We start from the raw sequence: 25,508 nt of genomic DNA, 5'->3' as shown, positions 1-25,508 counted from the left end.
AGCTATGTCTAGAGTTTTAACGGGTGTACAAAGTACAGGAACTCCACATTTAGGAAATCTTTTAGGAGCCATATTACCAGCTATTGAAATGGCTAACCAGCCAAGCAATCAATCTTTTTTGTTTATTGCAGATATGCATTCGCTAACGCAAATCAAGGATGCGTCAACCTTAAAAAACAACACCTATTCTACTGCTGCAGCTTGGTTAGCTTGTGGTTTAGATATTGAAAAAACCGTTTTTTACAGACAAAGCGACATTCCGCAAGTAACCGAATTATCTTGGTATTTAAGCTGTTTTTTTCCTTACCAACGCTTGACTTTAGCGCATTCTTTTAAAGATAAATCCGACCGATTAGAAGATGTAAATGCAGGTTTATTTACCTACCCGATGTTAATGGCGGCAGATATTTTGTTGTATGATGCAGAAGTTGTTCCTGTTGGAAAAGACCAATTGCAACATCTTGAAATTACACGTGATGTAGCTAACCGTTTTCACACCAAATTTGGTGAAACTTTTGTTTTGCCTGATGCTAAAATTCATGAAGATGTAAAGTTGATTCCTGGAATAGACGGTGATAAAATGAGCAAGTCTAAAGGAAATACCATTAATATATTTGAAAGCGATAAAAAGCTTAGAAAAACCATCATGAAAATTGAAACAGATTCAACTCCTTTAGAAGAACCAAAAGATACTTCTACTTGTAATGTCTTTGCTTTGTATAAACTAATAGCAAATCCTGCCCAAACCGAAGCATTAAAAACTAAATATGAAGCTGGAAATTTTGGTTACGGTCACGCTAAACAAGCGCTTTTTGAATTGGTTGTAGACCGATTTAAAAACGAACGGGATAAATATGCGTATTACATGAATAATTTAGATGAAGTTGACGCTGCTCTTCAAGTAGGAGCTGAAAAGGCAAGTTTAGTTGCCAATGAAGTTTTGACAAGAGTAAGGACTAAACTAGGATACTAAAATTGGCATTACTTTTTCCAATTATTTCCAGTCAATTCTAGGGCAACTTTCATCAGCATTTTTTGACTTACCAAACCTACTAATTTGCCATTTTCAATAACGGGAAAACGTCTTCTTTTAAGATGTAAAAATTGGTTGGCTATGTCAAAAACATTTTCAGTTGGTTTTACCGTTTCTACTTTTCGGCTCATTTTACTACCAACACTTACATCAGACATGGGCATGTTGTAATATCGCGAATCTGAAATTTGTTTGATGCAATCACCTTCAGAAATAATTCCTATTACTTCATTATTCGCATTGATTACTGGACCACCAGAAACTTTTTTCTGAATCATAATCTTCATGGCTTCAACTAAACACATGTTTTCAGTAAAGGTGACCACGTTTTTTTGCATACAATCTGCAACGCTCAGCTTATCTGCTGCTATTTTTAATTCTCCAACATGATTTCCTTGAAAGCTTTTAATTCCCATAATTCAAAAATTTTATTACCCAATATAAGGATTATTCAACAAACACTAAAAAAGTTAACATTATCATTTTTTTGAATTGGTAACCAATGTTACTTAAAGAAAAACTCAAATAGATTTACTTTGCAAAAAAAACGTTTATATGGATTTTATTATAGAACCTTGGCCTTGGTATGTATCGGGACCACTTATTGCGCTCACCATGTTTGTGCTTTTATTTGTCGGTAAACAATTCGGCATGTCTTCAAACCTTCGTACAGCATGCTCAATTGGTGGCGCAGGAAAAGTTTCCGAATTTTTTAGATTCGACTGGAAAAGTCAGCGTTGGAATTTAATTGTAGTAGCGGGTGCCATTATTGGTGGATTTCTTTCTAATCAATACCTGTCTGATAATACGGTTGAAATAAACCCAGAAGTAGCAGAGAAATTAGAAACCTATGGAATAAATTCTGCTGGTGATGCTTATTTGCCAACCGAATTATTTGGAATGGAACAATTAAGCAATCCAAAAGTATTAGCCATTTTATTAATCGGTGGCTTTTTTGTAGGATTTGGAGCACGCTACGCTGGCGGTTGTACTTCTGGACACGCCATTTCAGGATTAAGTAATTTACAATTACCTTCACTAATTGCCGTTATTGGATTTTTTATAGGTGGTTTGGTAATGATTCACTTTCTCTATCCAATAATTTTTAACCAATAAATCATTAAAATGAAATCAATAGTATATTTAATTATAGGCATATTTTTCGGTATAGTAATGTATAAATCTGAAGCGGCTTCTTGGTTCAGAATTTATGAAATGTTTGAATTTGGTTCTTTTCACATGTATGGAATTATCGGCTCAGCCTTAGTTTTGGGTGTAATCGGAATCTTTTTTATTAAAAAATTCAACATTAAGGCCATCGGTGGTCAAGACATGAGCTTAGCTCCTAAAGATAAAAGCATTGCTCGGTATTTGTTCGGTGGAATTTTATTTGGATTAGGTTGGGCTTTAGCTGGAGCTTGTCCCGGACCAATGTATGTTTTAGCAGGTGCAGGTTTTTTACCTATTTTAGTTGTTATCGGTGGCGCATTGTTAGGCACTTTTGTATACGGGGTTCTAAAAAGCAAGCTGCCGCACTAATCAAAGCTTAAATAAAAATATAAGTTACCCCTAATTGGCGTAGAACATGTTTCTGCGCCAACTTTTTTGGCACCATATTGAATTATTTTCTTCACTTTTTACTTTTGCTTAAGTAAGCTAGCCATTTAGTTTATGTATTTTTGGTATAAATTTTTTAAACGTGAGTACGCCCGATATTGAAGTGCAAATTAAAACTTTACCCAGCGCGCCTGGGGTGTATCAATATTTCGATAAAAACAAACGCATACTTTATGTTGGAAAAGCTAAAAACTTAAAAAAACGCGTTTCATCCTATTTCAATAAACAGCATGATAGCCATCGCATTGCGGTCATGGTGAAGAAAATACACGAGATAAAACACATTGTAGTTTCATCTGAAACCGATGCACTTTTACTGGAAAATAATCTGATTAAAAAGCTGCAACCACGATTTAACGTGATGTTGCGAGACGACAAAACCTACCCATGGCTTTGCATTAAAAATGAACGTTTCCCAAGAATATTTTTAACCCGCAGAGTCATCAAAGACGGAAGCGAATATTTTGGTCCTTACCCGAGTATAAAAACGGTGAAAACTCTATTAGAACTCATTAAAGGATTGTACAAAATCAGAACTTGTAAATACGATTTGACTGAAGATAAAATTCAGGCTGGAAAATACAAAGTTTGTTTAGAATATCACTTGGGAAATTGCGAAGGTCCCTGTGAAGACTTGCAATCTGAAAAAAGCTACAACAAACAAATTGAAGCCATCAGAAAAATTGTAAAAGGCAATTTTAAAGATTCGTTAATCGACTTTAAACAGCAAATGCAAGAATTGGCAGAAAACATGCAGTTTGAAGAAGCGCAGCGCATTAAAGAAAAAATAAATACATTAGAAAAATACCAGGCAAAATCTACTGTAGTAAATCCAAAAATAAACAACGTAGATGTGTTTTCTGTGGTAAGTGATGAAGGTTATGGTTACGTCAATTTCTTGCAACTTTCGCACGGAGCAATTATAAGATCGCATACCATTGAAATGAAAAAAAAGTTAGATGAATCTGACCAAGAATTGTTAGAATTGGGCATTACCGAAATTCGCCAACGATTCGATTCGCCTTCTAAAGAAATTTACGTTCCGTTTCCAGTTGAAGCAGGAGAAGAAATAAAGGTTACCGTACCCAAATTAGGCGATAAGAAAGCCATTGTAGATTTATCCATTCGCAATGCGAAATACTTTAGGATGGAACGCTTCAAACAAATGAAAATTGTAGATCCAGATCGGCACGTAAACCGTTTAATGGCTCAAATGAAAGAAGATTTACGCCTGTCTGAAGAACCACGACATATCGAGTGTTTTGATAATTCTAACATTCAAGGCAGCAATCCAGTTGCTGCTTGTGTAGTTTTCAAAAACGGAAAACCCAGCAAGAAAGATTACCGAAAATTCAATATCAAAACCGTAGAAGGTCCAGACGATTTTGCTTCTATGGAAGAAGTGGTTTTTAGGCGATACAGACGTTTGTTAGAAGAAGAAGAACCTTTGCCACAACTAATTATTGTAGATGGCGGAAAAGGACAGCTTTCTTCTGGAGTTAAAGCTTTAGAAAGGCTAGATTTGCGTGGGAAAATTGCCATTATCGGTATTGCCAAACGCTTGGAAGAATTGTTTTATCCCGGCGATAAATATCCGTTGTACTTAGATAAAAAATCAGAAACCTTAAAAATTATTCAGCAATTAAGAAACGAAGCACACCGTTTTGGAATAACGTTTCACAGAGATAAACGCAGTAAAAACGCCTTGGGCACAGAATTAGAAGAAATTGAAGGCATAGGAGAAAAAACTGCCGTAAATTTGTTGAAAGAATTCCGTTCGGTAAAAAACATTAAATCTGCATCCCAAAAAGAACTTGCCAACATTATAGGAGAAGCCAAAGCTACCTTAATTCAAGCACATTACCAGAATACCAATGAAAACTAAATTCATCTTCATTTTACTTTTTGCTGTTCAGCTAATGTATAGCCAGCAGGATAGTTTGTCGCTTAAAAACGAAGAAATAAAAGTAGGCGTGGTTTTAAGTGGCGGTGGAGCAAAAGGTTTAGCACATATTGGTGCTTTGCAAATTATTGAAGAAGCCGGCATAGAAATAGATTACATTGCTGGAACCAGTATGGGAGCCATAATTGGCGGCTTATATGCAGCAGGTTATTCGCCAAAGCAACTGGATTCTATATTTTATGCAACTAAGTTCAATAGCTTAATTAGCGATGAAATTCCAAGAGAAGCCAAAACTTTTTTTGAACGTGAAGAAGACGAAAAGTACGCACTAAGTTTAAATTTTGATGATTATAAAATTAGAATTCCATCAGGTTTATCCAAAGGTCAAAATGTATATAATTTTTTAGCTCAACTTACAGCTCATGTCGAAACAGACACTTTTAAAGAATTAAATACTCCTTTTTTTTGTATGGCTACTAATTTAGAAACGGGAGCCGAAATAATTATTGATAAAGGCTCTTTGCCTTTAGCCATTTCTGCTAGTGGCGCTATTCCATCGGTTTTTAGACCAATTTTAGTAAATGGAAAATTACTTACAGATGGCGGTGTAAGCAATAACTTTCCTGTGGAAGAATTAATTAATCGTGGAGCCAACCATATAATAGGTGTAGATGTGCAAGATAGTTTGTACTCCAGGGAAAGATTAAAAAGCGGTCTTGAAGTGATGACGCAAGTTACCAACTTCAATACGATAAAAGCAATGAAGAATAAGCGTGGTTTAGTAGATGTTTTTATACGTCCAGATATTCAGAACTTTTCTGTGTTGGATTTTGATAAAGGAGATCAAATTATAGAAAATGGAAGAATAGCAGCAAAATATCATATAGATGAATTAAAAAAAATTGCTCTTCAACAAAAAAATCAAGAACAAGAAGTAAAAAGAGATGAACGCATACAACCCAAAGATTCACTGGTAGTAAACGAAATTGAAATCAAAGGAAACAAAGCCTATCCGAGAAACTACATCAGAGGCAAATTACAAATAAAGATAAATGAAAAAACTGCCTATGCCGATTTTAATAACGGATTAAACAACTTATCTGCAACACAAAACTTTGATAGAATACACTACCGTTTAGATAAACAAACAGAGCATTCTTATAAACTAATTTTAGAAGTCACTGAGTCTGAAGAAAAAAGATTGTTGAGGTTTGGAGCCCACTATGATGATTTGTATAAATCTGCTTTGCTTTTAAATTACACAGAAAAACGCTTACTTTTTAACAACGATATTCTTTCACTAGACTTAATGTTGGGAGACAATTTTAGGTATAATTTAAACTACTTTATAGATAAAGGAACCTATTGGAGTGTAGGTTTTCGCTCTCGCTTCAATAGGTTTGAGAATAGCGTAGATTTTTCTTTCGTACAAGATGTAATTGGAAATCAATTTGAAGATTTCAACGTAAATCAAATTCAGCTATTAAATCAAGATTACACCAATCAACTTTATGTTGAAACTCCATTGTTTAAAGATTTTAAATTTGGTTTAGGAATGGAGCAGAAATTACTGAGAGCCAAAACAGAAACCATCTTGGCAAACCAAACTCAAGATAATGAAGAGCCAGAAACCATAATTGAAGAATTTAATTTGTTAAGTACCTATAGCTATCTTGAGTTTGATAGTTTAGACCATAAATATTATCCAACACGTGGGTTTTATTTTTTTGGTGATTTACACGTTTACCTAACCTCTTTGTTGGACAGTGAAAGTATTTCGCAATTTTCAATTGCCAAAGGCGAAGCAGCTTATGTCCAGCCAATCTCTGAGCGAGTTTCTTTAAAAATTGGGTCAGAAATAGGATTTCGCATCGGTAACGAAGCACTCGGTGGCTTAAACTTTTTTCTAGGAGGTTTCGGAAATAGCCCAATTAATAATTTTAGGCCTTTTTATGGATACGATTTTATTAGCCTTTCAGGTAATTCCTATATCAAAAGTGGGTTAGATTTATTTTATAACTTCTATAGAAAACATCATCTCATTCTCAGTGCAAATTATGCCAACATAGGGAATGATTTATTTGAGTCTGGAAACTGGTTTTCTACACCAGATTTTACAGGTTATGCATTGGGTTATGGTTTAGAAACTATTATAGGACCAATAGATTTAAAATACAGTTACTCTCCAGAAGTAAATAGCAGTATTTGGTTTATAAGTCTTGGACATCGTTTTTAGTGAAATATTCAAAAAGTTTACTTAATTTTCACGATATTTGTAGAAAAGCAATAAATTATGCCTTTCTATCACAAACTTGGTAAAATACCACACAAGAGACATACCATCTTTAAAAAGCCAGATGGAAGTTTATATTACGAAGAATTATTCGGAACCATTGGTTTTGATGGCATGTCTTCTAATTTATATCACGAGCAAAGACCAACACAAGTAAAAGAAATTGGTAAGCGAAAAGATGTAGCTCCTAAAATTGCAGAAGCAAACAATATACAATCGTATCGTTTTCGCGGTTTCGAAGTTCCTCCAATTTCAGATTACCTAGAAAGTAGAAAAACCGTTTTAACCAACAGCGACTGCAGCATTATTTTGGCAGCCCCAAAAGCTTCCACAGAAAATTATTTCTATAAAAATGCAGATGCAGACGAAATGATTTTTATTCACAAAGGAACGGGTAAACTACGTACACAATTTGGAAATCTGAACTTTAAATATGGCGATTATTTAATTATTCCACGCGGAACAATTTATAAGCTAAATTTTAAAACTGAAGACAATCGTTTTTTTATAGTAGAATCAAGAAGACCAATTTACACACCTAAACGCTATCGAAATCACTTTGGTCAACTTTTAGAACATTCTCCTTTTTGTGAGCGGGATATCCGCCGACCAGAAGAACTAGAAACACACAATGAAAAGGGCGAGTTTTTAATCAAAATTAAAAAACAAGATCAATTGTTCGATATGCTTTACGCAACCCATCCGTTTGATGTGGTAGGTTACGATGGGTATAATTATCCTTATGCATTTTCAATTCATGACTTTGAGCCCATAACCGGTAGAATCCACCAACCGCCACCAGTACATCAAACTTTTGAAACTGATGCATTTGTAGTGTGCTCATTCTGTCCACGATTGTATGATTATCATCCAGAAAGTATTCCTGCACCTTACAACCACAGCAATATAGATAGCGATGAAGTCTTGTATTATGTAGATGGTGATTTTATGAGCCGAAATGACATTGAAGCTGGACATATTTCTTTACACCCAGCAGGAATTCCGCACGGACCGCATCCTGGTGCAGCAGAACGAAGCATCGGAAAAACCGAAACCGAAGAATTAGCTGTTATGGTAGATACATTTAAACCGCTTAAAGTAACCGAAGAAGCCATGAAAATAGCAGACGGAGATTATTTTAAGTCATGGCTGTAATTCAAAAATATGCTAATGTGATAATTTGAGAAAGAAATAATGTTTAGTTTTTGTTTTAGCTTCGAGCGGAGTCGAGAACTTAACAAAGCCATAAATTTTAGAACAATGTAAGGCGCTGTTACAATAACATATTTAAAATCAATTATTAACAGCTTTAAAAAGAAAGTACATTAAGAAAATGAATTTAAACTTATAGAAGATAAAATTGAAGAATTTCAGAAAATGATTGCCAGTTTTTAAAGTACGCTCGAGTAGTATTTTTTCTAATTTCTAAGACCTTTCTTCTAGTAAAAACAAAATAAATGAAAGATATAAAATCAGTAAACTACGGACTAGAAAAAATATTTGAAGGAGCGCAAGATTTTTTGCCGCTCATGGGAACAGACTACGTAGAATTGTACGTAGGTAACGCCAAACAAGCTGCACATTTTTATAAATCGGCTTTTGGTTTTCAATCGCATGCGTACAAAGGTTTAGAAACGGGAAGTAAAGACAGCGTTTCTTACGTATTGAAACAAGACAAAATTCGCTTGGTACTAACTTCGCCTTTACATTCTAAAAATCCAATTAACGAACACATTGTTAAGCATGGCGATGGTGTAAAAGTAATTGCACTTTGGGTAGAAGATGCCAAAAAATCTTGGGAAGAAACCACCAAACGTGGAGCGAAATCCTATATGGAACCAACGGTAGAAGAAGATGAAAACGGAAAAGTAGTGCGTTCTGGAATTTATACTTACGGCGAAACGGTTCATCTATTTGTAGAACGTAAAGAATACAACGGAAGCTTTTTACCGGGTTATAGAAAATGGGAAAGTGAGTTTCAACCAGAATCGGTTGGATTAAAATTCATAGACCACATGGTTGGAAATGTTGGTTGGAACGAAATGAATACCTGGGTAAAATGGTACGAAGATGTAATGGGTTTTGTCAACTTCCTTTCGTTTGACGATAAGCAAATTCATACCGACTATTCAGCATTAATGAGTAAAGTGATGAGCAATGGTAATGGTAGAATTAAATTTCCAATCAACGAACCAGCAGAAGGAAAAAAGAAATCACAAATTGAAGAATACCTAGATTTTTATGAAGGCTCAGGCGTTCAGCATATTGCGGTTGCAACAGATGATATTCTTAAAACTGTATCCGATTTACGTGCTCGCGGTGTTGAGTTTTTATCTACTCCACCAGAAGCCTACTATGATGCTATTCCAGGTAGATTAGAAGAATTTAGCCATGAACTAAAGGAAGATTTAAATACTTTGCAAAGTCTAGGAATTATGGTAGATGCAGACGAAGAAGGTTATTTATTACAAATCTTCACTAAACCGGTGCAAGACCGTCCCACTTTATTTTTCGAAATAATTCAACGTATGGGTGCACGCGGATTTGGTGCAGGAAATTTTAAAGCTTTATTTGAGTCTATTGAACGTGAACAAGGTTTAAGAGGAACATTGTAAGTTAAAATAATAACAAAATTAAATCCACTTTCATGATTTCCATGAAAGTGGATTTTTTATAAAGCTAATATTTGGAACGGCTTTTGAAAAGATACAATTAGGTAAGACTAATAAATAAAGATTAAACTGACTTGATAATTCATATTTTTCAATTTAATTTGAATATTAAGTTACTTAATTCAACCTAAAATATTCATGAAATTGAAACTAACTTCCTTATTCATATTTTTTTTCAGTGTTTGCTTTTTGGCTAATGCTCAAAAAAAACAGGCATATTCAGACGGAGAAATGCTAAAGTTTAAAGTAAAATATGGTTGGTTTAAAACTTCAGAAGCTACTTTAAGTGTAAATAATTCAACTTTAGACGGTATTCCCGTTCATCACATTCGCGGCTATGGAAAAACCACGGGAATGTTAGACATATTTTTCAAAGTAAGAGACAACTTTGAGTCTTTTGTACACCGTGAAGAAGCTCTTCCTTTAAAATTTATTAGAAAAACCAATGAAGGCGGTCACCGAAAAGACAGAATGATAGAGTTTAACCATCGTATAGATTCTGCAGTAGTAAACGACTATAAACGAAGCACCAAGACCACTCACTACATCAAAGAGCAAACACAGGATTTACTTTCTGCATTGTATGCATTGCGAAATAAGGTAGACGAAAATAATTTACAAGTTGGACAAGAGTTTAATTTGAATCTTTTTTTTGACGAAGAGAACTTTGGCTTCAAAGCAAAATACATAGGAGAAGAAGTATTAGAAACCAACTTTGGAAAAGTAAGAACATTAATTTTTAGACCACTTGTACAAGCTGAACGAGTTTTTAAAGAAGAAGAAAGTGTAACTATTTGGGTAAGCAAGGACCAAAATAAAATTCCACTGAAAATTGAAGCCGATCTAGCAGTAGGTTCTTTAACCGCAACTCTAGAAGAATTTAAAGGACTTTCATTTCCATTTTCATCGATATTACGTAACTAATTCAAATTTGCATTTAATGATAATAATTCCCTTAAAAGCTGAATATAATGCTATTTTTGTGGATTGTAAATTACAATTGTAGAGTATGCACAGGTTTTTAATAGTTATTTCAGTTTGTAGCACTTTTTTGTTTTCATGTTCTAATGAAGCAAATAAAGATCAAGATGTTGCTGAAGTAGGGGAAACAAAACAAGTTAAAGCTCCTAAGCCCAAGGTAATTTCAGAATATGAAATGACGCTCAGCGATTATGTGTTTGAAAGAGACACCGTGAGAAAAGGAGACTTTTTTGGTAGCATAATGGATAGGAGCGGAGTTATGCCAGGCAAAGTCTATCAAATAATAGAAGGTATTCCAGATAGCTTATTCAATTTTAGACGCATTAATGTAGGTAGACCATACACACTTTTAAAAAGTAAAGATTCTTTAGAAACCGCTGTAGGTTTCATTTATGAACACAATGCTATAGATTACACAAAAGTTTTTTTTGGAGACAGTATTTACGCTATTAAAGGCAAAAAGCCAGTTACGGTAAAACAAAAAGTAGCCACTGGGGTAATTACTAGTTCACTTTCTAACGCTATAGACGAAGCTGGAATTAGCTACGGAATAACCAGCAGATTTGCAGATATTTACCAATGGAGTGTCGATTTCTTTAGACTTCAAAAAGGAGATCAGTTTAAAATTATTTATAACGAGAAGTTTATTAACGACAGCATTTACGCTGGAGTAGAATCTATAGATGCTGCTACACTGAAACACAAAGGACGCGAATTTTACGCTTTCAATTTCTTGGTAGACTCTACTGTTGGACGTTACGATTATTTTGATGAAGAAGCAGTTACGCTTAGAAGCTTTTTCTTAAAAGCACCCTTGCAATACTCCAGAATTTCATCTCGATATAGTCCAAGGCGTTTCCACCCAGTTCAAAAACGTTGGAAAGCTCATAAAGGAACTGACTACGCAGCAGATACTGGAACACCAATTTGGTCTACAGCAGATGGAACAGTAATAAAATCTAGTTACACAAGAGGTAATGGAAACTATGTAAAAGTAAAGCACACCAACAAATACACTACTCAATATTTACACATGTCTAAACGTGCTGTAAAAGTTGGTGATTACGTAAAACAAGGCGAAATTATTGGTTACGTTGGTAGCACTGGTTTAGCTACTGGACCGCACGTTTGTTATCGATTTTGGGTGAACGGTCGACAAGTAGATCCATATAAACAAGATTTACCCGATGCAGAACCTATGGAAGAAGAGATGAAACCAAGTTACTTCGAGTTTATACAACCTTTAAAAGAAGCCTTAGACAGCACAGAATATATAGATTTGCAGGAGCAAGTTTAGTTTTCTTCTTTATCCATACTATTCCAACCCATAGCTTGAATAGGAAGTTTTTGATTTGCTCGCGTAATTAAGTGTATGCCTTCTTTGGCTTCAGTTATATGGCCGATTACACTTAAATTGGGGTTGCCTTTTATCTTATCATAATCTTTTTGGTCGATGGTAAAAAGCAATTCATAATCTTCACCACCGTTTAAAACTACAGTCGTGCTATCTAGTTCAAATTCTTCACAAGTAGCAATAAGCGCTGGATCCATAGGAAGTTTGTCTTCAAATAAATTGGCTCCTACATTAGAATTTTTACTAATATGAATAATTTCAGAAGATAAACCATCGCTTATATCAATCATAGCGGTAGGTAAAACGCCTAATTTTTCTAATAATTCAGGAATATCTTTTCTCGCTTCAGGCTTCAATTGGCGCTCTACCAGATAGGTATATTTTTCTAAGTCAGGTTGACTGTTCGGATTCACTTTAAAAACTTCTTTTTCGCGTTCTAAGACTTTTAGCCCCATAAAAGCGCTTCCTAAATCTCCAGAAACCACGACCAAATCGTTTGGTTTTGCTCCACTTCTATAGGTAATTTTTTCTTTTTTTGCTGTTCCAATTGCCGTAATGCTAATGCTTAAGCCTTTTATGGCAGAAGTAGTATCTCCACCAACAACATCTATATTGTATAAACTTGCCGCATGATGAATTCCTGCATACAATTCTTCTAAAGCCTCTACCGTAAATCGGTTAGAACACGAAATGGAAACTGTAATTTGTGTTGCTTTTGCATTCATGGCATACACATCAGAAAGATTAACCATAACGGCTTTATACCCCAAATGCTTCAGTGGAGAATAACTTAAATCGAAGTGAATTCCTTCTACTAACATATCTGTAGTAACCACAATTGGGTCTTTGTGCTCTAAAACAGCGGCATCATCTCCAATAGATTTTAAGGTGCTGCTTTGTTGTATAGAGAAATGTTTGGTTAAATGGTCTATAAGTCCAAATTCTCCTAATTCTGAAAGTTTTGTTTTACTGTCTTCGGTATTGCTAAACATGAAATGCGATTTATTGAACTGCAAAAGTACAAAACCCTAAAGTATTACAGCTGTTTTATAGCTAGGAAGCAGATTCAGTTTCAACTAAAGTATTTTTAATTTCTCGGTTTAAAAAATATCCTGTAACGATAGTCGAAATTAAATCGGCTAATGGAAAAGAAATCCAAACACCCAATTCGCCATAAAATTTTGGTAAGATTAAAATGAGAGGTATAAAAAAGAAACCTTGTCGTGTTAGTGTGAGCAAAAGGGCAGGCACTGCTTTACCAATAGCTTGAAAATAAGCAGACCCAATTAATTGAAGCGCGATGATAGGAACAGCAGCAAAAACCCAACGCATTGCACTAGGAGTGGAAGCTATAACTGCTTCATCTTTAGTGAAAACGGAAACAATTTCAGTTGAAAACAACATGATACAAACAAAAACTAGCAAAGCTACTCCTGCAGCATAACCAATGGCTTTATTGATGCTTTCACGAACTCTTCCGTATTGTTCAGCTCCATAATTGTAACCCGCAATGGGTAAAAATCCTTGGGTAACTCCTAAAACGGGAAAAAGAGCAAACATGAGCATTCTAGCAATAATGGCATACGTAGTTACAGAAGATTCGCCACCTAATTCAAATAAAATATTATTCAGGAGTAAATAAGTAACACTTACTACTGCCTGACGCGAAAGCGTTACAAAGCCTAAGGCACCAATTTCTCTAAGAATATTCAGTTTTAATTTAAAGTGTTCCCACTTTACTTTTAATTCTGAATTTTTAGACATGAAAAACCAGAGAATATAACCCAGACACAACACGTAAGAACCAGTTGTAGCCCAAGCTGCGCCTTCCATTCCCCAATCTAAAATATGAATAAACACATAATCCATAATAAGATTTCCTACCGAAGGAATAATCATGGCAACCATGGCAAATTTAGGTTTTCCTTCTGCTCTAATTACGGTGTTGCCCATCATGGCTAAAGCTAAAATAGGAACTCCGTAAAGTACAATGCGGTAGTATATTTTAGCGGGCTCAAAAATATCGCCTTTACCACCAAAAGCAGGAATTAATTGATTGATAAAAACCAAACCAATAATTACCATACTAATGGTAACTAATAAAGTAATGCTTATCTGATTTCCAAAAGTTCGAAGCGCTTTTTCATCCATATCTGCTCCTAAAGCTCGCGAGATAATAGATGAGCCGCCAATACCAATTGCCATACCTAATGCAGCGATAAAAAAGGAAACGGGCAAGACTACATTTATGGCAGCAATGGCAATAGAACCAATCCAATTACCAACAAAAATGGTGTCTACCAGAATATTAATAGACATGACCAAAATTCCTATAGAAGCGGGAACAGATTGTTTAATCAGTAATTTACCGATTGGTTTGTTACCCAATTCACTAGAAGAAATTCTTGCCATTCTGTTAACTTACTACTTCAACTTTTTGTTTAGCCCATTCATCAATCCATCTGCTTAAGGTTTTTACCCAATCTTCTCGATCGTTTAAACAAGGAATTACCGTAAATTCTTTACCACCGTTTTCTTCAAAAATCTCTTCGCCTTCCATGGCAATTTCTTCTAAAGTTTCTAAGCAATCGGAAACAAAAGCGGGAGTAACGATGGCCATTTTTTTGGTTCCTTCAAGCGCCATTTTTTCTATGGTTCTGTCTGTGTAAGGACGTAACCATGGGTCAAAGCCTAATCTGGATTGAAAACTTGTAGAAAATGTACCTTCTTTTAAACCTAATTTTTCTCCTACCAATCGGGTTATTTCAAAACTTTGATGGCGGTAACAAAATTGATGTGCCTTAGATGCAGTTTGGCAACACGAGCCATCTAGTTTACAATGACTTTTGGTAATATCGCTTTTGCGGATGTGTCTTTCGGGTACGCCGTGATAGCTAAATAGTAAATGTTCGTAATCTAAATTATCTAACTTTTCAGCGATGCTTCTTGACAATACGGTAATATAATCAGGATGATTGTAAAAAGGCGGCAAAACAGTAAACTGCATTTCTGGATAATGTTCTCTTCTAATTTCTTCTGCTAAGGCAATAATCGTTTCTGTTGTTGCCATGGCATATTGTGGGTACAAAGGAGCTAGTAAAACTTCATTTACACCTTTGTCATGTAATTCTTTTAAACCGTTTGCAATAGATGGTTCTCCATAACGCATGGCTAATGAAATAGGAACACTGGTAAAGTTATCTATTTTTTGTTGAAGCCTTTCAGACAAGACAATTAAAGGCGAACCTTCATCCCACCAAATTTTGGAATAGGCTTCTGCCGATTTTTTTGGACGTGTGTTTAAAATAATTCCTTTGACCAAAATGGCGCGTAAAATATAGGGCAAATCAATAACGCGTTCATCCATTAAGAACTCGTCTAAATATGTTTTAACGTCTTTTGGGTCAGTGCTTTTAGGCGAACCTAAGTTAACAAGTAAAACTCCTTTCATAAATGTAATGTTTGAAATAAATAGCTAAAGTTGAAAGCAATTCAGCAAATTATAAGGCGCAAGTTAGTATAGTTTAAGTGAAATGAATTACAATTAAAATCTAAAATTTTGATGAATTCATTGTTGTTTTCAATTGAAAATGAAGCCTTTTATGAAAAGAAAGCTTTTGTATTGAAAAAGGAAGGATAATGGTTTGTAATTAGGCATTAATGTGTAAATTTGCAATCCCAATGGTCTCGTGGCCGAGTGGCTAGGCACTGGTCTGCAAAACCAGCTACAGCGGTTCGAGTCCGCTCGAGACCTCAAAAAAACTCCTAAACTTTTTAGGAGTTTTTTTATTAAATACATCTCTTGCTTATTGCTAATATGAATTTTATGACTTGATTATCTTGGTAAAACAAGCTTAAATATTAAGGATAATAATTCAAATATTAAGTTTTAATAAAACTTTTATAACTACTACTTAATTCTTAATGAATTTAATATTACCAGCTCCTGTGTTCGTTGAAACTTTAGCAATGTATAAACCAATAGGTAAATTTGATAAGTTAATGTTCATTTCTTTGCTGTTGAGTTGAAAAACACCAACTTTATTCCCTACTACATCAAAAATAATAATGGATTTTATTTCACTATTTTTAGATTGAATAGTTATTCGGTTTTTAGCTGGATTTGGATAACTAATTAAACCATCTTGAACTGTATTAATTTGATTGAAGCCATCGCTAAGTGTTTCTTGTTGAATTATATCATCAAAAAGGAATGTTGCATTTTCTGAAGCATCGTTTGGCGTTGTATAACCTAACATTAAACTTATTACATTGTAAATAGGGCCATCTTGATTGGTAAAATCCCAAGTGTAAGTTGCCCATTCACCAGACACGGTAGTTAGCATGTCTTTTTCGTCTGCAAAACCCGCATCTGTACTTTCTATCTTAAACTTTAATACGGTTCCTACGGGTGCATTAGTATATACTTTCATTGAAAAAGAACCGTTAGTAGACATGTTTTGGAAAAAATCAGTAAGAATAATTTTACTTTTAGCCCAAGGTGCTCCACCACTTCTAATAAACTGACCTACAGTAGCACTTGGATTATTTGCATCTATATATGGATTAGGAATTACATTTGCTATACCTCCATCTTCATTAATAAAGTCTGTATCAACTATACTATTGCCTTCAAAATCGATTGGAAAAGTTGTTGCTTCAGGTTCAGGAATAATTGGGCCAGAAATTTGCTCTACATCGTCGAAATAGAAAGTAGATGAAGCGGAACCGTCACCTATATTTCCAAAATCAAAAAGAAAATTGATTTTATCAAAATCATTAGTTTCCCCATTAAAATTCCAAATAGCAGTTTCCCACTCACCAGAAGTTGTTGTTATGTAATCTAGGCTACTTCTTCCACCTGTGCCTTCAAGTTCTAATTTAATTCTGGTTCCTATGGGTGCAGTAGTGTACACTTTCATAGAAATTTGCCATAAAGATGAAAAATCTAAATTATCTACTAAAAACAATCTACTTCCAGCCCAGTACTCACCTCCGTCTTTAACAACTTGCGCCACAGTATTACTCATATTAATCCCACTCATTTCTGGATTAGCAACTACACTTAAGTTAGCCCCTCCATAACTCAAAAAATCAGTACTTATTACATTTGTCTCAAAATTGATAGGCAAACTAGCTGGAACTGGGGGCGTTGGGCCTGCAACTTGTTCTACGTCATCAAAGTAAAACGTAGAAGCTTCAGAGCCGTCTCCAACATTTCCAAAATCAAACATAAATACAACTTCATTTAATTCATTAGATATTCCGAGAAAAACCCATTCTAAAGTTTCCCATTCACCTGTAACTGTTGTAAAAGCGTCTGTATCTGCGGCAGGGCCATTACCTTCTAATTTAAGTTTTACGGTAGTTCCAATTGGAGCAGTGGTATATACTTTCATCGTAATTTTGGTCAATACTGAAAAGTCTAGGTTATTTTCTAATTCAATCTTACTACCTCCGTAAATTGCACCACCGTCTCTAATTATTTGAGCAACGTTTGTGCTTGTATTGATTCCAGAAGTTTCTGGATTTGATGTTACAATTGCTGTTCCTCCATCGAAATTGATAAAGTCTGATGTTTCAATATCACCTTCAAAATTGAAAGGTAAATTCTGCGAAAAACATGAATACGAACAAAGAATTAAAAGAAAAAAATTAAAGTGTTTCATAATAAATTATATATGCATACAAACATATATTAATTTCTTATTTATCTTAAATAATTAAACTGTACAAATACCATACAAAAGCCTGAAAACTTATTATTATGAGTACTTTCTTGAAATTGCTACACTTTTTTGAAGACTATGATTCAGAGCTCATTTAAATGTTATAAATTAACCTGAACTTAAATTAAGTTGATTGTACCAGAGTTTAAGGAGTATACGCCACCAACAATTTTAATTTCTCCTGTATCTTCCATGTCTTTTAAAATTGTGCTTTTCTCCCTGATGCGTTCTACTGTTAGCTGGACGTTTTTCTCTACAACACGTTCAACAAAATCAGCATTGCTAGAATTGCGTTCGCCTTCAATATCTTGGGTAGCATGAATGGCTGGTTTTATTTTTTCTAATAATGTAGTAATGTTGCCTAGTTTAACGTCATCGCAAGCTGCGCTAACCGCTCCACATTTTTCGTGACCTAAAACAACTATTAATTTACTTCCTGCTACTTTACAAGCATATTCCATGCTTCCTAAAATATCTTCATTTTCAATATTTCCCGCAACGCGTGCCACAAAAATATCTCCAATTCCTTGATCTGTAACGGTTTCTAATGGAACTCGACTATCTACACAAGACAGTACAATGGCTTTTGGATATTGTCCAGAAGTAGCATCTTTTTTTTGAGCTGATAAGTCTCTCTTGAGTTGTGCATTATCAACAAAACGCTTATTTCCTTCCAGTAAGTCTTGCAAAACAGCTTCTGGAGTTAAATTTTCTTGCTCTTTTTTGTTTATTATTTTTGAAATCATTTACTATTATTTTGGTTTTGTTGAACTGTAAATATAGCATTTCAAAATCAAAATAAAGAGCGATAGGGCTTAAGTTCTTATTCTAATTGAAGCTTTTTAACCTGGGAAGATTCAATCCAACCAGTAACATCGTTGCCGAGTCTTATTTTGGTATAGCTCCTAAATTCGTCTTCTACTTTTACTTTAGTGCCTTCATGCAACATAAAAAGTTGACTAGCTTTAGAGTTGGGTTCGCTGTATACACTTGACTCTTCAGCAAAAATAATCCCAAACGTATTTTCTTTATTTAAAAAGGCTTGTTTGTCTGCTAAGAAATAGCATAACACACAAACTAAGGTAAATAAAATAAAGAGTGTAAAAAACATTCTTTTGAAAAAAGCTTTTTTTAGAAATAAAAACCCACCAAAACAAAGCAAACTTAGTATGGCAAATCCAATTGCTATTTTGCTCCACTGCTCCAAATCAAACCAATTGATGATGTTTTCAACCTGCAAATCAAATTTAGATTTTTGTATGGGTTCAATTTCATCTACTCTTTTTTGTTCGGCGAATTTTAAATTGTTGAGGTAAGTTTTGTTTCCTGGAGAAAGCAACAATGCCATTTCGTAATGATATATACTCGATGCAATATTTCCGGTTTTATAATATGTGTTTGCTAGGTTAAAGTGCAGTTCTGAAGATTGCCAATCCTGTTGAAGCAATTTATTGTAAACCCGAGTAGCTTCTTTGTAGTTGGCATCTGCATAAGCTTCGTTAGCTTGGGTAAATTGTGCTTCTGGAGTTTGAGCAACTAAAGCTTGAACAGCAAAAAAGAATATTAATAAAATTGTCTTTTTCATAATTATAAAGCTTTATCCATTTCACTAATTGTTTGTGCTGCTTTTTGATAATCTTCTTTTTTTGCAGCTGTAGATGAAGGCGCATACCTAGCTTGTTCACAGCCTTGAAGCAGATTGATAAATTGCTGAATTTGTTCTTCTCCAACATTTCTTTGTTGAAGCGTTTCAATTATTTTCTCTTTACTCATTTCTGAAGTAGTTATCTTCAACTTTGCTTTAAGGAAATTGTGTAAAGCACGCTCTAAGGCTTCATAAAATTTATCTTGGTCACTTAGGTTTCGTTTGGCTTCAGAAAGAAATTTCTTAGCTAGTTTGTTAGCTTTTTGTTGGGCTTTACCATTTGTAGAATTATTGCTGTTGTTTGTTTTCTTTTTGATGAAAAATAGCAACGGAATACACAAATATGGAAGTAACAAATACGTCCAAAATAAATTAGAATTGAAAAATAGCCTTGTTCCTTTTGGTTTAAGTTTAGTAGATAATTCGATGTACTTAAATTGACTTTCAGGTGTTAAGATTTGCTGTTTACTTGTTTTAGCTGAATCTGTTTGTGAAGTATTATTAGCTGCTGTTTGCGTAGGAGCTGTTGGGTCAGGATTTACTTTTATACTGATATTGTTAGCTGTAAGTGTTTTGTACTCTTCGTCACGTGGATCGAAATAAGAGAAATCTACTCCACCAAAAGTATAATTTCCTTCAAATTGTGGAACCAAAGTATATTTCTCGCTAATGTAACCATTCATTCCATTGGCGTTGGTTCTAACTCTGTCTAAGCGTTCTGGCTCGTACATTTCAATTGAATTTGGCGCTTTTAATTTTGGTGGATTAAACAATTTTAAATTTCCATTCCCTGAAATCTTGAGTGTTGCGCTTAAGCTTTCATTGGCATCCAATTGATTTTTGCTTTGGTTTAATTGAATGTCAAATTGGCCTACTGCACCCGTAAAATCTAGCGGTTTACCTTCTTGTGGTAAGGGTTTTACATCAAATACGCGTGTTTTAGCAGAAAATGTTTTTTCTACTAATTCGTATTGTCTTCTTCCAAAAATATCTCTTCTATTGGTAGGAACTTCAACTGAAACACCAATAGTTAAAGGTTCTACTTCAAGTTTTCCTGTTTTTTGTGGGTATAAAATGGTTTTTCGTAATTCTACATAGCGGTACGGCATTCCTCCATATTCACCTTCTTTAAATTCCAAACGATCAATGTCTATATTTTGACTCCAAAAATCCTTAAATGAAGGTTCATCAATAGGTCTATAATTTCTGATATTTATATTTCTATCAACATACAATTTGTAAACAATATAAACGCCTTCATTTAAATAAGGCTTTGATTTTGAAACTTCAGCTACTAAGTGTATGGCATCTGCGACTTCGCTTCTAGCAACACTTGTAGGTGAATTTGGGTTGTCTACTGCTGCAGTAACTTCTACTGTTTTTGGTGGAGATTTATAAACTTTTCCTTTGTATTCTACTTCAGCTTGACCAATTTCTAGTTTACCCCTTTTTTCGGGTTGTAGGTAATAGGTATAGGTTTTTTTAAATGAAGCTTTCCCGTATTCATAACGTTGTTCCATAGATTGATTTGGTCCAGCTAAACGCCTAAAACCATTGAAATCAGGTGCTTTAAAATTATCTGCATCTTTATCTATAATGAAGTCTACTTTTAAACGTTCATTGATACCTAATTTTTCACGACTCACTTCGGTGGTAAAACTTACTTGGGCTTGTAAGTTGAAAGCTGCTAAGCAAAAGAATATGTATGTAATCCACTTCATCTACCAATCTTTTTCGGTTTTCACCTTTTTACCTTTTAGTTCTTTGGCATTCAATTTATCTTGAATGTCTTTTTCTTGATTTTCGATAGCTTCTAACAAGTTTTTTAGCTGTTCTGGAGAAAGTTTGCCTTGCATTTGCTCAGGTGGCGGTTGTTGTTGATCTCCTTCTTTTTCATCTTGAGGACTTTTACCATCAGAAGGCTGTTCTTTTTCTTGCTCTTCATTTTCTCCTTCTTGTTTGTCTTTGTCGCCTTCACCTTCATTTTTTTCGTCTTTATTGTCGCCTTCTTGGTCATCTTTTTCTTCGCTTTCTTCATCTTGACCTTGGCTTTCTTCTTCATTTTCGCCTTCTCCTTCGTTTTCCTGCTCCTGTTCTTGTTGGTTGTCTTGGTCTTCATCGTCACCACCATCACCACCTTCATCTTCCATTTTTTGTTTGGCTAAAGCAAGGTTGTAACGCGTTTCATCGTCGTTAGGATTGTTTCGCAAGGCATTTTTATAAGCATCTACAGCTTCGGCATAACGTTCTTCGCTCATAAAAATGTTTCCTTGGTTGTGAAAACTTTTATGCCTAATGTCTTTGTCTTCGTTTTCGGTAACCGCTTCAGCTAAACGTTGAAAAGCAGTTCTGTTTTTTTCGTTAGTAATGTACAAATTACCAAAATTGTAAGCTGCTTCTTTGTTTTCTGGACTCACAGAAATGGCTTTTCTAAGCGCTGCTTCTGCTTCAGCAAAATCGTCATTTTCAATGTAAGCACTCGCTTCTGCCATATACTTTTTGGCTTGCTTATCTATATTATTGCTTTGTGCCAACAAGGTATACGAAAAACCACTAAACACTAATAAAATAAAAGTGATTAGCATAATTTTAGTACAATATGTAATATTAATTTTCATTGAATAAATTCAATTTAGTTAACCATTTTGTTTTTCTGTTCAGTAATATGCTTTCTATTATTAAAAAAAGAATTCCGAAGCCAAGAAACCATTGAAATTGATGCTGGTAATTGGCATATTGCATCGATTCGTATTCTGTTTTTTCTAAATTTTGTAAAAAGACTTCTAGTTCTTCAACTGTTGCAGATGTGCTACTTCCGTCTATGTATTTTCCATTTCCAATATCTGCAATAGTTTGCATGGTTTCTGGACTTGACCGGGTAATTACTGTTTCCCCATTTTGATCTTTCTTATAGGTTTGCCCTCTATTATTTTTAATAGGAATTGGGCCACCTTTTTCAGTTCCTACACCAATGGTTACAATTTTTATTCCTTCTTCTGCAGCGGCTTGAGCTGCCGCTTGAAATTCGCCTCCGTGGTCTTCTCCATCTCCAATAATAACCAAAACTCGGCTAATTACATTAGCGTCATTATAATATCCTTTAGCAAGTTCAATTGCATCTCCTGTAGCAGTTCCTTGACTAGAAACCATATCGCTATTCATGGCTCTTAAAAAGGTTTTAGCCGATGCATAATCTGTTGTAATGGGAATTTGTGGGAAAGCGCTACCTGCATATCCAATAATTCCTATTCGATCTCCTGATAGATTGTTTATAATTTGACTAATAATCTGTTTTGATTTTTCTATTCGGTTGGGTGCAATATCTTCTGCAAGCATACTTTTTGAAACGTCTAGTGCAAAAACAATATCTACACCTTCACGCTTAACGGTTTCCATTTTTGAACCTAATTTAGGGTTTACTAAAGCAATGCTAAAACAGGCTATTGCTAAGCACAAAACAATAAGCTTTAGAAGCGGTTTAATTTTGGAAAGGTCAGGAGCCAAAGCACTGAACAAATGTGCATCTGCAAATTTATTTTGCATTTTTTTTCTCCACAAACCAACACTTAGGGCTATTAACACTAACAGCGGTATGGCGAGTAAAAACCAAAAATATATTTTATCTTCTAGTATTAGCATTATACAAAGCTTCTAAATAAAGTGTTTCTTAAAATAAATTCGAATAGCAATAAACCTAAGCCCAGAATAACAATGGGTTTGAACTTTTCTTCATAGTCGTAGAATTTTTCTTCTTCAATTTCTGTTTTTTCTAAAGCATCAATTTCTTCATAAATTTCAGCTAGTTTATCTTGGTTGGTGGCACGATAATATTTCCCGCCAGTTTCATTAGAAATTCGAGTAAGTAATTCTTCGTCAATTTCTACTTCAACAGGACGATATTCAAACTGTCCGTTAGATAAAACGCGTACGGGAGACATAGCTCTTCCTTGCGTACCAATTCCGATAGAATAAATTTTTATATCGTACTCCATGGCTAATTCGGTTGCAATTTCTGGATCTATAAAGCCAGAATTATTTACTCCGTCCGTAAGTAAAATAATTACTTTACTTTCTGCATTGCTTTCTTTTAACCGGTTTACTGATGTGGCAATTCCCATTCCAATGGCAGTTCCACCGTCTATTGCATCGGTAAAATCGATGTCTTTTATGGCATTTTTCACTAAGGCTTTATCGCTAGTTAGTGGGGTTTTGGTGTAGCTTTCACCTGCGTAAATAACTACACCTATTCGGTCTGTTTTTCTTCGGTCTACAAATTCAGCTGCTACTTCTTTTAAAGCTTCTAACCGATTGGGCTTAAAATCTTGAGCCAACATACTGGTTGAAATATCAGCAGCAATAACGATGTCTATTCCTTCTGTACCTTTTATTTGTGAAGTTACGTCTACTGTTCTAGGTCTAGCCATGGCCACAATAAATAATCCTAAAGCTAGTAATCTTAGTACGTATAAAACAGGGCGTAGTTTTGGTAAAATACTTTTACTATTAGCAAATCCATTGATGCTGGAAATATGTACTACTGGGTTTTCTTTATTACGTTTTATAAAATGCCAAGCACCAAGTAAAGGCAACAATAAAAGTAGCCAAAACCATTCTGGATTTTCAAAAAAGACATCTTGCCACATTAGTTGCTGTTGTTTTTTAGTTCAATTGAATTCAAGATACGCTGGACAATTTCGTCTGCATATTGGTCTTCTGCATCATAAATCATGGTTATTTGCTGGTAACCGCCCATTTCTCCAAAATTGAGAATTTGGTATTCTTTTTTAATGTCGTTTCCAGTAAATGGATTTTCAATAGCAAAACTTCCAGAAACTCTTACGCCTTCAACGCCATCTAGGGTTTGATATTTGTCTTCTTTAGTTAAAATATTGTAAGCTCCTTTTTCTTCTAGATTTTCGTAGATACCATCTACGGCAGTTTCTAAATCAAATTCCATTTCTTCCTGAAATTCCAAAGTACTTAAAACCATATAGAAGTTTCCAAAAATGCCGCCAAATTTAAAGGTTTCATTCCCCACTAACATTTGCTCGGCTTCTTGTGCCATTTCAACATCTCCACGAATTAATATTTCTGGTGTGGTAATGCTTACGGATGGATAGCCATAACTGCTGGTGTACCATTCACTTTGTAATAGTTCTTTACTTGGATTACCAAAGACGTTGTCTTTAACATAATCGTATCCTTTTGAAACAATTAAATAACTAACTGCTGCTGCAATAGCTAAAACCACAATGAGAGCTGCTGTAATCCATTTTATTCTTCGCTTTTTTAAGGCTATTTTTTCTAGGTATTCTTTGTTTTTTTGAAGCTCTTCTTCCGTTGGTTCTGGAATGGCGATGTTCACTTCATCTGTAAATTCCCCAATAAATTTTCGATCTTCTTTAGCGGTGATAACGTCGGGTTGTGAACGCGCAAATTTTGCCAAATCCGCTCGTTCTAAAATGGCTTTAAAGTCATCTATGGTTTTTTGCTGCAGCTTTATTTTTTCAGCATCTTTTCGGAGTTGCAAGTCGTTAACTAGTTCATTAGTAGTGTATTCCATTGCTCTCACTTCTACTTTATCTTCTAGATATCTTCGACTAATAAAAGTAAGCATAGAATAGTATTCTCTTAGGTTGCGTTCTTCAATATAGCTAGAACGATCTAATTCTTCTAAAGCTTTTAGCGCTTGTTCATATGGTGGAATGCGTTCTTTTTGTTCTTTTTTATGTTGCCAAAGTCGATAAATCAAATAGGCTAAGACAACCAAAACCAGCAACAATAGTAAGCCTTTCCATACCCAACTTGGAATGCTGAACGGGCGCTCAACTTCAATGTAATCTTTTATAGGATACAGTTCTTGCTTGGTTGTATCTACCACTACATCTTGAACAATAACATCAATAGAATCGGTTAAAGCTTCTCCATTTTTTAATTGAATGAATTGTTGCGGTATAGTATAATGTCCAGAATCAAATTGAGTTAAGGCATATTCTCGAATCAATTTTAATCGGGGTTCAATTTGAAGCGTATCTACTGGAAAAGCTTCTACTGCTTCTAATGGAACAAAAGTTTGCCCTTCCGGAAAAGTAACCACATCATCGGCTTCTGTGTCAACTTCAATGCTATATTTTATTTGTTCACCAATTAAAATACTATCTCGATCAACTTTGGCCTTAGCGCTCTGTGCAAAAGAGTGCTGATGAAAAGTAATGCCCACAAATAAGAGCAAAACAGCTTTCCAAAATGAAAACAGATATGTGTATTGATTTTGCTTCATT

21 protein-coding genes and 1 tRNA gene are annotated in these 25,508 nt (G+C 34.7%); 10 read left to right on the top strand and 12 right to left on the bottom strand.

Annotated features, from left to right (window positions below):
- Window positions 1-4: 4 nt before the first annotated feature.
- On the top strand, window positions 5-973 hold the full coding sequence (trpS, locus tag IEV72_RS06480) for a tryptophan--tRNA ligase (RefSeq protein WP_188458291.1): 969 nt from the start codon (window positions 5-7) through the stop codon (window positions 971-973).
- A gap of 8 nt (window positions 974-981) precedes the next feature.
- Here trpS and IEV72_RS06475 read toward each other — a convergent pair whose 3' ends face one another.
- Window positions 982-1,449: a CBS domain-containing protein gene (locus tag IEV72_RS06475; RefSeq protein ID WP_188458290.1), complete on the bottom strand. Its 468-nt coding sequence runs from the start codon at window positions 1,447-1,449 to the stop codon at window positions 982-984.
- Between the two features lie 139 nt (window positions 1,450-1,588).
- On the opposite strand from IEV72_RS06475, the gene IEV72_RS06470 reads away from it, so the two are divergent.
- The 8 genes from IEV72_RS06470 to IEV72_RS06435 all read left to right on the top strand — a co-directional run bounded on the left by IEV72_RS06470 (window position 1,589) and on the right by IEV72_RS06435 (window position 11,796).
- Entirely contained in the window at window positions 1,589-2,149 is a 561-nt protein-coding gene (locus IEV72_RS06470; protein ID WP_188458289.1) for a YeeE/YedE family protein, read from the top strand.
- Between the two features lie 9 nt (window positions 2,150-2,158).
- Window positions 2,159-2,572 (top strand): DUF6691 family protein, encoded by a 414-nt coding sequence (locus IEV72_RS06465; RefSeq protein WP_188458288.1) that lies wholly within the window; start codon window positions 2,159-2,161, stop codon window positions 2,570-2,572.
- A 160-nt stretch (window positions 2,573-2,732) separates the two neighbouring features.
- Window positions 2,733-4,535 (top strand): excinuclease ABC subunit UvrC, encoded by a 1,803-nt coding sequence (gene uvrC / locus IEV72_RS06460; RefSeq protein WP_188458287.1) that lies wholly within the window; start codon window positions 2,733-2,735, stop codon window positions 4,533-4,535.
- Window positions 4,525-6,789 (top strand): patatin-like phospholipase family protein, encoded by a 2,265-nt coding sequence (locus IEV72_RS06455; protein ID WP_188458286.1) that lies wholly within the window; start codon window positions 4,525-4,527, stop codon window positions 6,787-6,789. Before uvrC ends, IEV72_RS06455 begins: the two co-directional genes overlap by 11 nt.
- Window positions 6,790-6,846: 57 nt before the next feature.
- On the top strand, window positions 6,847-8,001 hold the full coding sequence (locus tag IEV72_RS06450) for a homogentisate 1,2-dioxygenase (protein WP_188458285.1): 1,155 nt from the start codon (window positions 6,847-6,849) through the stop codon (window positions 7,999-8,001).
- A gap of 302 nt (window positions 8,002-8,303) precedes the next feature.
- A complete protein-coding gene (gene hppD / locus IEV72_RS06445; RefSeq protein ID WP_188458284.1) occupies window positions 8,304-9,461 on the top strand; it encodes a 4-hydroxyphenylpyruvate dioxygenase in 1,158 nt (385 codons plus the stop codon).
- Window positions 9,462-9,656: 195 nt separating this feature from the next.
- Entirely contained in the window at window positions 9,657-10,442 is a 786-nt protein-coding gene (locus IEV72_RS06440; protein WP_188458283.1) for a DUF3108 domain-containing protein, read from the top strand.
- Window positions 10,443-10,527: 85 nt separating this feature from the next.
- A complete protein-coding gene (locus tag IEV72_RS06435) occupies window positions 10,528-11,796 on the top strand; it encodes a M23 family metallopeptidase (protein ID WP_188458282.1) in 1,269 nt (422 codons plus the stop codon).
- Here the strand turns inward: IEV72_RS06435 and thiL are convergent.
- The 3 genes from thiL to hemH form a co-directional block, all read right to left on the bottom strand.
- Window positions 11,793-12,845 (bottom strand): thiamine-phosphate kinase, encoded by a 1,053-nt coding sequence (thiL, locus tag IEV72_RS06430; protein ID WP_188458281.1) that lies wholly within the window; start codon window positions 12,843-12,845, stop codon window positions 11,793-11,795. The two genes, IEV72_RS06435 and thiL, sit on opposite strands and share 4 nt — an antisense overlap.
- 61 nt (window positions 12,846-12,906) lie before the next feature.
- A complete protein-coding gene (locus tag IEV72_RS06425) occupies window positions 12,907-14,265 on the bottom strand; it encodes an MATE family efflux transporter (RefSeq protein WP_188458280.1) in 1,359 nt (452 codons plus the stop codon).
- 4 nt (window positions 14,266-14,269) lie between these two features.
- A complete protein-coding gene (hemH, locus tag IEV72_RS06420; RefSeq protein WP_188458279.1) occupies window positions 14,270-15,304 on the bottom strand; it encodes a ferrochelatase in 1,035 nt (344 codons plus the stop codon).
- A 232-nt stretch (window positions 15,305-15,536) separates the two neighbouring features.
- Between hemH and IEV72_RS06415 the strand changes: the two genes are divergently transcribed.
- Window positions 15,537-15,607, top strand: a tRNA-Cys gene (locus tag IEV72_RS06415).
- A gap of 160 nt (window positions 15,608-15,767) precedes the next feature.
- On the opposite strand, the gene IEV72_RS06410 is transcribed toward IEV72_RS06415, so the two are convergent.
- The 8 genes from IEV72_RS06410 to IEV72_RS06375 form a co-directional block, all read right to left on the bottom strand.
- Window positions 15,768-17,522: a T9SS type A sorting domain-containing protein gene (locus tag IEV72_RS06410; protein ID WP_188458278.1), complete on the bottom strand. Its 1,755-nt coding sequence runs from the start codon at window positions 17,520-17,522 to the stop codon at window positions 15,768-15,770.
- Between the two features lie 179 nt (window positions 17,523-17,701).
- Window positions 17,702-18,328, bottom strand: a complete 627-nt coding sequence (locus IEV72_RS06405; RefSeq protein ID WP_188458277.1) for a carbonic anhydrase family protein — start codon at window positions 18,326-18,328, stop codon at window positions 17,702-17,704.
- Window positions 18,329-18,405: 77 nt separating this feature from the next.
- Window positions 18,406-19,167, bottom strand: a complete 762-nt coding sequence (locus IEV72_RS06400; RefSeq protein ID WP_188458276.1) for a tetratricopeptide repeat protein — start codon at window positions 19,165-19,167, stop codon at window positions 18,406-18,408.
- Between the two features lie 2 nt (window positions 19,168-19,169).
- On the bottom strand, window positions 19,170-20,948 hold the full coding sequence (locus IEV72_RS06395; RefSeq protein WP_188458275.1) for a BatD family protein: 1,779 nt from the start codon (window positions 20,946-20,948) through the stop codon (window positions 19,170-19,172).
- The gene (locus tag IEV72_RS06390) at window positions 20,949-21,812 is read right to left on the bottom strand and encodes a tetratricopeptide repeat protein (RefSeq protein ID WP_188458274.1); all 864 of its coding nucleotides are present in this window, start codon (window positions 21,810-21,812) and stop codon (window positions 20,949-20,951) included.
- A gap of 22 nt (window positions 21,813-21,834) precedes the next feature.
- Window positions 21,835-22,866: a vWA domain-containing protein gene (locus IEV72_RS06385; protein ID WP_188458273.1), complete on the bottom strand. Its 1,032-nt coding sequence runs from the start codon at window positions 22,864-22,866 to the stop codon at window positions 21,835-21,837.
- Entirely contained in the window at window positions 22,866-23,870 is a 1,005-nt protein-coding gene (locus IEV72_RS06380; protein ID WP_188458272.1) for a vWA domain-containing protein, read from the bottom strand. The genes IEV72_RS06385 and IEV72_RS06380 overlap by 1 nt, the downstream gene beginning before the upstream one ends.
- Window positions 23,870-25,507 carry a hypothetical protein gene (locus IEV72_RS06375; RefSeq protein WP_188458271.1) on the bottom strand — a complete coding sequence of 546 codons (1,638 nt, stop codon included), beginning with the start codon at window positions 25,505-25,507 and terminating at the stop codon, window positions 23,870-23,872. Before IEV72_RS06375 ends, IEV72_RS06380 begins: the two co-directional genes overlap by 1 nt.
- Window position 25,508 lies beyond the last annotated feature (1 nt).

The organism is Psychroflexus planctonicus (assembly GCF_014640195.1).
In the GTDB taxonomy this organism is placed as follows: domain Bacteria; phylum Bacteroidota; class Bacteroidia; order Flavobacteriales; family Flavobacteriaceae; genus Psychroflexus; species Psychroflexus planctonicus.
Note: the sequence above shows the minus strand (reverse complement) of the source record. Positions and strands in the feature narration are given on the sequence as shown.

Excerpts from the sequence above, each read along its gene's own strand:
- trpS (WP_188458291.1), top strand. The coding sequence starts at position 5 with ATGTCTAGAGTTTTAACGGGTGTACAAAGTACAGGAACTCCACATTTA.
- IEV72_RS06475 (WP_188458290.1), bottom strand. The coding sequence starts at position 1,449 with ATGGGAATTAAAAGCTTTCAAGGAAATCATGTTGGAGAATTAAAAATA.
- IEV72_RS06470 (WP_188458289.1), top strand. The coding sequence starts at position 1,589 with ATGGATTTTATTATAGAACCTTGGCCTTGGTATGTATCGGGACCACTT.
- IEV72_RS06465 (WP_188458288.1), top strand. The coding sequence starts at position 2,159 with ATGAAATCAATAGTATATTTAATTATAGGCATATTTTTCGGTATAGTA.
- IEV72_RS06455 (WP_188458286.1), top strand. The coding sequence starts at position 4,525 with ATGAAAACTAAATTCATCTTCATTTTACTTTTTGCTGTTCAGCTAATG.
- IEV72_RS06450 (WP_188458285.1), top strand. The coding sequence starts at position 6,847 with ATGCCTTTCTATCACAAACTTGGTAAAATACCACACAAGAGACATACC.
- hppD (WP_188458284.1), top strand. The coding sequence starts at position 8,304 with ATGAAAGATATAAAATCAGTAAACTACGGACTAGAAAAAATATTTGAA.
- IEV72_RS06440 (WP_188458283.1), top strand. The coding sequence starts at position 9,657 with ATGAAATTGAAACTAACTTCCTTATTCATATTTTTTTTCAGTGTTTGC.
- IEV72_RS06435 (WP_188458282.1), top strand. The coding sequence starts at position 10,528 with ATGCACAGGTTTTTAATAGTTATTTCAGTTTGTAGCACTTTTTTGTTT.
- thiL (WP_188458281.1), bottom strand. The coding sequence starts at position 12,845 with ATGTTTAGCAATACCGAAGACAGTAAAACAAAACTTTCAGAATTAGGA.
- IEV72_RS06425 (WP_188458280.1), bottom strand. The coding sequence starts at position 14,265 with ATGGCAAGAATTTCTTCTAGTGAATTGGGTAACAAACCAATCGGTAAA.
- hemH (WP_188458279.1), bottom strand. The coding sequence starts at position 15,304 with ATGAAAGGAGTTTTACTTGTTAACTTAGGTTCGCCTAAAAGCACTGAC.
- IEV72_RS06410 (WP_188458278.1), bottom strand. The coding sequence starts at position 17,522 with ATGAAACACTTTAATTTTTTTCTTTTAATTCTTTGTTCGTATTCATGT.
- IEV72_RS06405 (WP_188458277.1), bottom strand. The coding sequence starts at position 18,328 with ATGATTTCAAAAATAATAAACAAAAAAGAGCAAGAAAATTTAACTCCA.
- IEV72_RS06400 (WP_188458276.1), bottom strand. The coding sequence starts at position 19,167 with ATGAAAAAGACAATTTTATTAATATTCTTTTTTGCTGTTCAAGCTTTA.
- IEV72_RS06395 (WP_188458275.1), bottom strand. The coding sequence starts at position 20,948 with ATGAAGTGGATTACATACATATTCTTTTGCTTAGCAGCTTTCAACTTA.
- IEV72_RS06390 (WP_188458274.1), bottom strand. The coding sequence starts at position 21,812 with ATGCTAATCACTTTTATTTTATTAGTGTTTAGTGGTTTTTCGTATACC.
- IEV72_RS06385 (WP_188458273.1), bottom strand. The coding sequence starts at position 22,866 with ATGCTAATACTAGAAGATAAAATATATTTTTGGTTTTTACTCGCCATA.
- IEV72_RS06380 (WP_188458272.1), bottom strand. The coding sequence starts at position 23,870 with ATGTGGCAAGATGTCTTTTTTGAAAATCCAGAATGGTTTTGGCTACTT.
- IEV72_RS06375 (WP_188458271.1), bottom strand. The coding sequence starts at position 25,507 with ATGAAGCAAAATCAATACACATATCTGTTTTCATTTTGGAAAGCTGTT.